Below are 7,300 nucleotides of genomic sequence, written 5' to 3'. Positions count from 1 at the left end.
GCCGCAGTCCGCCGTAGACGGCGGTCACCGCACCGATCGTGCCGGTCTCATCGAAGCTGAAGGCAACAGCGCCGATCTCGATGATCTCGTCCTTGCGCGAACTGAGACCGGTCGTCTCGGTGTCGATGATGACGCCGCGCAACGGAAAGACCGAATCTGGCAACCGGACAACCGGCCGAGGCTGGAGCTTTGACAGGATCCGATAGCGGCCCGTTGCCTGCAGATGCCGGACCATGTCGTCCTCGTTCATCGCCGGCGTCGCGCGTCCATCCGTTCGACTGTCCATGATCGGCGCATCATCCGCAAACATGTCAAACTGAGCCGCCATTCCCATCATCCCCCTCGCCTACCCCAAGTGCCAACCAGGCACCCTGCCGCCGATCAGCCCGTACTCTGCACCGGCCTTGCATTCAACCGCAGCAAGGCCATCAGCATCGGCCCGAGCGAAAATTCGCCGCGCGCCGCTTTCCGGGTCAGATCGCGCAGATAGCCCCCGGCCGAATTGATGTGGCCTGCCCTTTCGAGGATACAGGCAACCGCAACGGCAGCGTTTTCCGGCCCCATCGCTTCACAGGCCTCCTGGTAGGCGGATGGGCTGACCCCGAGCATCGAGCGGACCACGACCGCGGCGGTCATCAACTCGCGCCAGCTCGATATCGCCCCGCCCGGGCCGTACATGGCAATTTCCGGGCAGGCCCGCAGCACCATGCCCAACGGAAACGCCCTGATCGCCTCCCGCAAAGGCTCGCTGGTTCGCACCGCCGATGCCCCCTGCTCTTTTCCAGAGCTAGGTTCAAGTTCATTGCTGGATTCGGTATTTGAATTCTGTATGTGCTGACGGTATTCGGCACCATTGGTGTCGCTTTTTTGCGAAATTAGCTGAAGTTCCAGAAGGTTGACCACTTCGGCATGCAGCAGCGTCATTTCTTCCAGGCATTCTACGAGCTCCGGCTCGGTCTTTGCCTTTGCGAGCCGCCCGACGGCCGCCACGTAGTAGCCCTCGACCATGCCCCAGTCGCCGGCAGCACCCTCCTCTATCGCCGCCGAAATCAGCTTGCGAATGTCCCTACGGCAAATCGAAATGCGTTCCTTGACGATCTTCAGCCGTCGACGCTCTTCGGCCACCTGCTGGGCCAACTGGGCGAGTTCTTCCGAACGCGCCAGCAGCGGCGCCAGGCTGAAGCCATACGCCGCCTCGATCGCGCCGTCCCTGCCCTTGCGTGCATAGCGCTTGCCATTCGGACTGTCGTTTCGATGGATCAAACCGGCATCGACCAGGAGCGCCAGGTTTTCGCGCAACGTTGAACCGGCTATGCCGTTCGCGCGTGCGGAGAGCTGTGCGTTCGAAGGGAAGACAACGAGATTGCTGTCTTCGGTCAGGTCTGTTTCCGGATAGAATGAAATCAGCGCATTCAAAACCGCCAAGGCTCGATCACGCACCCCCAGCAGCGTGCGAGCATCGCAGGCATCCCGATACACTTTCCATTTGTCGACGGACTTTCCCGCCCTGATATTGGCTGAATCAAACTGCCCTTTCACCAAGGCAAGCGTCATCGGCCGCCGCCCAAAAGGCGTCGTCACATTTCCACTCTGCATTTTCCTTCACCTTCCAATAGGCAAAAGAAGATCAGCTCACCAATAACGGTGCCAAAGACTCTTGACTGTGATTCGTGGAAATGCGATTCTCAGGCTGCTAAACGATGAGAGAGGCTTCCACGATGGTTACCGTCTGGGGGCCTTTTTCTTTTGCGGCTAGTCTCCCTTACCATCGACTGAGAGGAACTCGGCATAAAGCCGATCCAGGTTCCCTGCCAGGAACTGACCGAATCGGCCTGCGTTCTTCGACTTCATCGAGAGCGCGAACGCCTTTCCTGTATTCGTGAATTGCGCTGAAACGCCCTTGTCTGCCGGTTGCCAAGTGTCTTTTACATTGGTCACGGCTTTCTTGACCGGCTTTCCAGCCTTGTTCAGTGCTTTGAAAAGGTGATCGAACCGCGCGTCGCTATTCAATGAGGCGAACGTTGGCTCGAGCATCAACTCTCTTACCTTTTCCGCGTTGGCATCCTTGCCGGCGAGCAGTGAGAGTTCCAACCAGCGCTCACGTCCGACTGCTGGAGCCGAACCGATCGCTTCGATCACTGAGGCTGGTATCCGTTCCGTAATGGACATCATCTTGGAGACCGCCGCGGCATTGGCCGCCAGCGAGGACGAAATGACACCTCGATCATACCCCAAATTCTCCAGCCGACGCGCGAAGGAAGCGCGCTCGATGAAGGTCAAATTGGAGCGTGCGGAGTTTTCTTGGCCCTGCGCGATGATATGCGTGCGGTCATCGAGTTTCTTGACGACGGCCCTGACCTTTAGACCGAGTTCGCGGGCGACACGGACGCGTCGATGACCGAAGACGATCTGGTAGCGTCCCTCGGCCATAGGGTGCGGCCGAACCAGGATCGGAGTGTCTTGGCCGCGTTCAGCAATCGCCTGTTTGAGCTCCTCAAACTGATCTGAATCGCCTTCCATTCGATCTGACACGAATGAGCTGTCGATAACATCGGGGGTTAGCTCTACAACAGCCTCGCCTTCAAGAAACTTCTCTGCCTGTTTCGACAACTCATCCAGCGAGCGAACCATGCTTCGCGAGGCCCCGCGCATGGGGTAGGTTTGAGGCTGATCCGCTTGGGATGCCTCCCCATCGTCCACAAGACCAGCCAGTAGGTTCTTTCTTGCCATCTACTTCGTTCCCAATCGCTGCAACTGTCTGAAGCTAAAGGAAAAATTGTCGTTTTTGTCAGCTGACAACTTTTCGCCCCCACGACGCGTGCACCAGATCCACAATTTCGGCATTGACCGCGTTCAAAGACTCTATTGCGCGTTCGTAGGTCGTGCGTGTCATCTGGTTCTTCTCAACCTCGTAGAGGGTCTGCTTCGTAATACCCGCATCAGAGATTGCCGTTGATTTCAGCATGTGGTTCTTCAACACGAACTGGTGGAAGAGGGTCTGCATGAATCCGACCATCTGAGCCTGCGGCCCATCCATCGGTTCGTACCGGGTGATGAGATAGCGATACCATTCGAGGTTAACCTCAGCGCCTGCGTCCCTGATCGGCTTCAATATTCCGCCGAGCATCAACAGGAACTGTCCCATCGACATGACGTCCAGCATCTGGGGATGAATTGTGATGAGTACGCTCGTTGCAGCCGTCAGGGCGGTAATCGTGAGATAGCCCAGTTGCGGCGGGCAATCGATGACAACGACATCGTAGCGATCGTCCACTTCGGCAAGGGCGCGCGATATCCGCGTGAAGAAGGTTCTCCCCTCGTTGGAGCCCTTGTTGGACATGGCAAGCGGCGTATCGTACTCGAACTCCTGGAGCTCCAGATTTGCCGGGATGATATCAAGGCCTGGGAAGTTCGTCGCGTGAATGATTTCGGAAATCGAGCGCCGTTCTCCATCATAGCGGATTGCTTCATAGAGCGACGGCGTAAGATCGAGCTCAGGCTGGAACCCATGAAGCGAAGACATCGAGGCCTGCGGGTCAAGGTCGACCGCCAGGACACGGTGGCCGGTTAGCGCCATATACTGGGCCAGATGCGCGGCCGTTGTCGTCTTGCCTGACCCGCCCTTGAAATTGACAACGGCAATGACCTGCAATTTGTCGCCAGGGCGACGGTGCGGAACGTAATTTCTCGCCTCGGAGCGACCATGCTCCTCCAGGTACTGGCGAAGATCGCCCATTTGCTCGGCAGTGTAGGAGCGCCTGCCGGAAGACGACGTCTGGGGAAGGGGGCCCTTTCCTTCCAAGTGCAGTTTCTTCAATGTGCTTTGCGAGACGCCAACAAACTGTGCGACTTCTGCCAACGAGAAGTGTCGCAGCCCTTTCTTGGCATTGGGCGGGTACTGCTGCATGCTTAGCAAATGCAGCTTCTTGGAAATCAAATCGCCCTGCTCAAGGATCATCTCCTCGAAATGCATAGGTCGCATTGCTGCCATTTGCGGCGTAGTAGCGTTCATAGAGGGAGAGCTCCCAAATAACGGTTTTTGGCTTTGTGCGCCATTCTAAGCGTTATTATGGTTGATTCTCGCCAGCGCTGGCAAGGAGCATCGGTAAATCAACAGCTTGTCGCGCTTCCAGCCCACATCACGCAAAATCAATCGATATGAGCATTTCATATATCAATTCAATTAGATAGATCAGTTTTTCGGTTGCACGTACGCCGTTCGTTCACCTGTGAATCATACAATAAGCGCTCTGCTGGGACAGGTCATCCAGTTCGGAGAATCAGGTGGCCGGTTGCGACTCACCCTGCAGACAGCCCCTGACCGGCCCGGGTTCGGTGAGGGCGCGCCTCTGATTGGTAACATAGTCGTCAGTCGAGCCATGCTTTGAGCGAAGACAGTCATTTGTGGCTTGTCGAACTCTACAACTGCCGGCCCCCGGGGTTCCGTGCTGAAAGTTCCTTCAAACCGGAACGGTGGAGGGGAACGATGCGAATTGTGGCGATTTCAGCAGCACAAAGCACAAAGGAAAACCGACTGGTCGACGCTCAGCATCGTCTGCGCGCAAAGATTTTCTCCGAGCGCCTTGGCTGGGAGGTTGATGTCAAGGATGGCCGGGAGTGTGATCGCTTCGATCGACTCCGGCCGACATACATTCTCGCCGTACTGGAAGGCGGAAAAGTAGCAGGATGCGCAAGGCTTCTTCCCGCCATCGGTCCAACGATGCTGGCAGCCGTATTTCCCTCCCTTCTTCCAGACGGACGATTGCACGCCCATCCCGCAATGGTCGAAAGCTCTCGCTTCTGCGTCGATACCAATCTCGCTGAGGGGAGGGGAGATGGCTGGATCCACGCGGCGACGCTGACCATGTTCGCCGGCATCATCGAATGGTGCATCGTCAATCTATACACCGAGATCATTACCGTTACCGACCTCAGGTTCGAGCGGATCCTTGCGCGGGCAGGGTGGCCGCTTGACCGGCTGGGTGAGCCGCGAAGAATTGGCGCAACCATGGCCGTCGCAGGCACGTTGCCCGTGAATACGGAGACATTCGAAAGGCTCTGCCCGTCAGACTACAGCTCCGACCTCGTTGCGGTCGGCCGGGTCGCATAGGGGATTTCCGTGACTCAGCTCGGTTCTCACCACCGGCTGGGGCGCAAGCCCCAGGGGGCGCTCGGCGACGAACTCTGCATCGCGCTCGATGATGCCAACGTCGTAGAAATGCTCAATCCCGACGGCAGGCTCTTTATCGAGCGTCTCGGACAGGAAGTGACCCAGGCAGGCAAGATGCCGTCTTCGGCTGCGGAACGCGTCATTGACGAGGTAGCCTACGGGCTCCAGTCCGAGGTCGACGCCGACCAGCCGATCATATCGGGCGAACTGTCACTCTCGCGATGTTCGCAGGCATCATCGAATGGTCGATCGCCAACGGCTACAGCGAGATCGTCACAGTCACTGACCTGGGTTCGAGCGGATATTGTCGTGTCGGATGGCCCTTCAGCGGTTAGGCCCGCACAAGAAAATCGGCGTCACTACAGCGGTCACCGGTACTCTGCCCGCAGACCGAGCGGCATTTTTCAGCGGCGCCGGCGTGAGCACCATCGCTCGTTCATCACCACCCCCTTCAGTCAGGCAGCCTAAGGAGAAGCACGTGACCCAGCTTAGTTCTCATCCCCGACTTGTGCGCAAACTCCAGGAAGCGCTTGGCGATCAGCTCTGCGTCGCGCTCGACGATAGCAACGTCGTCGAGATCATGCTCAACCCCGACGGCAAGCTTTTTATCGAACGGCTCGGTCACGGCGTGGCGCCTGCTGGCGAAATGTCTTCCGCTGCAGCCGAGATGGTCATTGGGACTGTCGCACATGCTCTTCAGTCAGAGGTCGATACGGACCAGCCGATCATCTCAGGTGAACTGCCGATCGGAGGACATCGGTTTGAAGGTCTGCTCCCTCCGATCGTTGCGAAACCGGCCTTCACGATCCGCCGCCATGCATCACGTCTCATTCCGCTGGATGACTATGTTCGCAGCAGCGTCATGACTGACATTCAGGCGGGCACAATACGAAGCGCGATCGCTTCGCGCTTGAACATCATCATCTCTGGCGGAACGGGATCGGGAAAGACAACGCTCGCCAATGCCGTGATCGACGAGATCGTCAAAAGCGCGCCGGAGGATCGGCTGGTCATCCTCGAGGACACAGCGGAAATCCAGTGCGCCGCCGAGAACGCGGTACTTCTGCACACAAGCGACGCCGTCGACATGGCGCGCCTGCTGAAGAGCACAATGCGCCTTCGTCCCGATCGCATCATAGTGGGTGAAGTTCGTGACGGAGCAGCTCTTACGCTGCTGAAGGCATGGAATACGGGCCACCCGGGCGGTGTGGCGACCATCCACTCGAATACCGCGACATCCGCGTTGCGGCGGCTCGAGCAACTGACCGCTGAAGCCAGCCACCAACCAATGCACGAAGTCATCGGCGAGGCTGTCGATCTCATCGTTTCCATCGAGCGCACGCCGCGCGGCCGCCGAGTGCGTGACGTCATCCACGTCGAGCGCTTTGCCAACGGCGAATACGAAATCCAATCCGATCAGCTCACCGAAGAACAGGAAGCGCGCCATGTTGCGTAAAAAGACTCTTCTCACCAGTGTCATCGTTGCAGCACCGATCGTCCTGGCCTCTGCAGTGCAGGCTCTGGCAAGCACGGGTGGAAGTCTCCCCTGGGAGGGTCCGCTCGAAAAAATCCAGCAGTCGATTACAGGGCCCGTGGCCGGCTACATCGCGCTTGCCGCTGTCGCGATCGCTGGTGGCATGCTGATCTTTGGTGGCGAACTCAACGATTTTGCACGAAGGCTCATGTATGTGGTCCTTGTTGCAGGCATCCTGCTCGGCGCGACCACGATTGTGGGCCTGTTCGGTGCGACGGGCGCATCGATCGGCATTCCGCAGGAATTGATTTCCACCCTCCAGCCCCTCGGGGCAGGGGAGGGGAGAAATGGCTGACTATCTGTCCGGCCTGCACTGTAATCGAATCCACCGTGCACTTTCTCGGCCGAACCTCCTGATGGGGGCGGACCGTGAGCTTGTCCTCATCACGGGCCTTGCGGCGGTCATTTTGATCTTCGTCGTTCTGACGGTCTACTCCGCTCTTTTCGGCGTGGCCGTCTGGATCGTCATCGTCGGGGTCCTCCGGATGATGGCAAAGGCGGACCCGCTGATGCGGCAAGTCTACTTGCGGCACATTTCCTACAAGCCCTACTACAGGCCGACGACGTCGCCGTGGCGGAAATTTTGAGGAGGCGGT

At 58.2% G+C, this 7,300-nt stretch carries 8 protein-coding genes and 1 pseudogene; 5 read left to right on the top strand and 4 right to left on the bottom strand.

What is annotated here, in order from left to right; all coding sequences use genetic code 11:
- The 4 genes from AC1DDS_RS22640 to repA all read right to left on the bottom strand — a co-directional run.
- A partial coding sequence (locus AC1DDS_RS22640) for an exonuclease domain-containing protein (protein WP_477480912.1) occupies positions 1 to 286 on the bottom strand: 286 nt, incomplete at its 3' end.
- 95 nt (positions 287 to 381) lie between these two features.
- Positions 382 to 1,596, bottom strand: a complete 1,215-nt coding sequence (gene repC / locus AC1DDS_RS22635; protein ID WP_477480907.1) for a plasmid replication protein RepC — start codon at positions 1,594 to 1,596, stop codon at positions 382 to 384.
- A 156-nt stretch (positions 1,597 to 1,752) separates the two neighbouring features.
- The gene (gene repB / locus AC1DDS_RS22630) at positions 1,753 to 2,730 is read right to left on the bottom strand and encodes a plasmid partitioning protein RepB (RefSeq protein ID WP_477480906.1); all 978 of its coding nucleotides are present in this window, start codon (positions 2,728 to 2,730) and stop codon (positions 1,753 to 1,755) included.
- A gap of 58 nt (positions 2,731 to 2,788) precedes the next feature.
- On the bottom strand, positions 2,789 to 4,012 hold the full coding sequence (gene repA / locus AC1DDS_RS22625) for a plasmid partitioning protein RepA (RefSeq protein WP_477480905.1): 1,224 nt from the start codon (positions 4,010 to 4,012) through the stop codon (positions 2,789 to 2,791).
- A gap of 474 nt (positions 4,013 to 4,486) precedes the next feature.
- On the opposite strand from repA, the gene traI reads away from it, so the two are divergent.
- From traI to AC1DDS_RS22600, 5 genes and pseudogenes are all read left to right on the top strand, one after another.
- Entirely contained in the window at positions 4,487 to 5,110 is a 624-nt protein-coding gene (gene traI, locus AC1DDS_RS22620) for an acyl-homoserine-lactone synthase (RefSeq protein WP_477480904.1), read from the top strand.
- Positions 5,111 to 5,119: 9 nt separating this feature from the next.
- Positions 5,120 to 5,384, top strand: a pseudogene (locus AC1DDS_RS22615) (P-type conjugative transfer ATPase TrbB); the annotation flags it as partial.
- Positions 5,385 to 5,648: 264 nt separating this feature from the next.
- Complete coding sequence (gene trbB, locus AC1DDS_RS22610) at positions 5,649 to 6,626, top strand: P-type conjugative transfer ATPase TrbB (RefSeq protein WP_477480911.1); 978 nt, start codon at positions 5,649 to 5,651, stop codon at positions 6,624 to 6,626.
- Complete coding sequence (locus AC1DDS_RS22605; protein WP_477480903.1) at positions 6,616 to 6,999, top strand: TrbC/VirB2 family protein; 384 nt, start codon at positions 6,616 to 6,618, stop codon at positions 6,997 to 6,999. Before trbB ends, AC1DDS_RS22605 begins: the two co-directional genes overlap by 11 nt.
- Positions 6,992 to 7,291, top strand: coding sequence for a conjugal transfer protein TrbD (locus tag AC1DDS_RS22600; protein ID WP_477480902.1), 300 nt, complete (start codon positions 6,992 to 6,994; stop codon positions 7,289 to 7,291). Before AC1DDS_RS22605 ends, AC1DDS_RS22600 begins: the two co-directional genes overlap by 8 nt.
- The last annotated feature ends 9 nt before the right edge of the window (positions 7,292 to 7,300 follow it).

The sequence above is a fragment of the Mycoplana sp. 10N416 genome (assembly GCF_056394765.1).
Note: the sequence above shows the minus strand (reverse complement) of the source record. Positions and strands in the feature narration are given on the sequence as shown.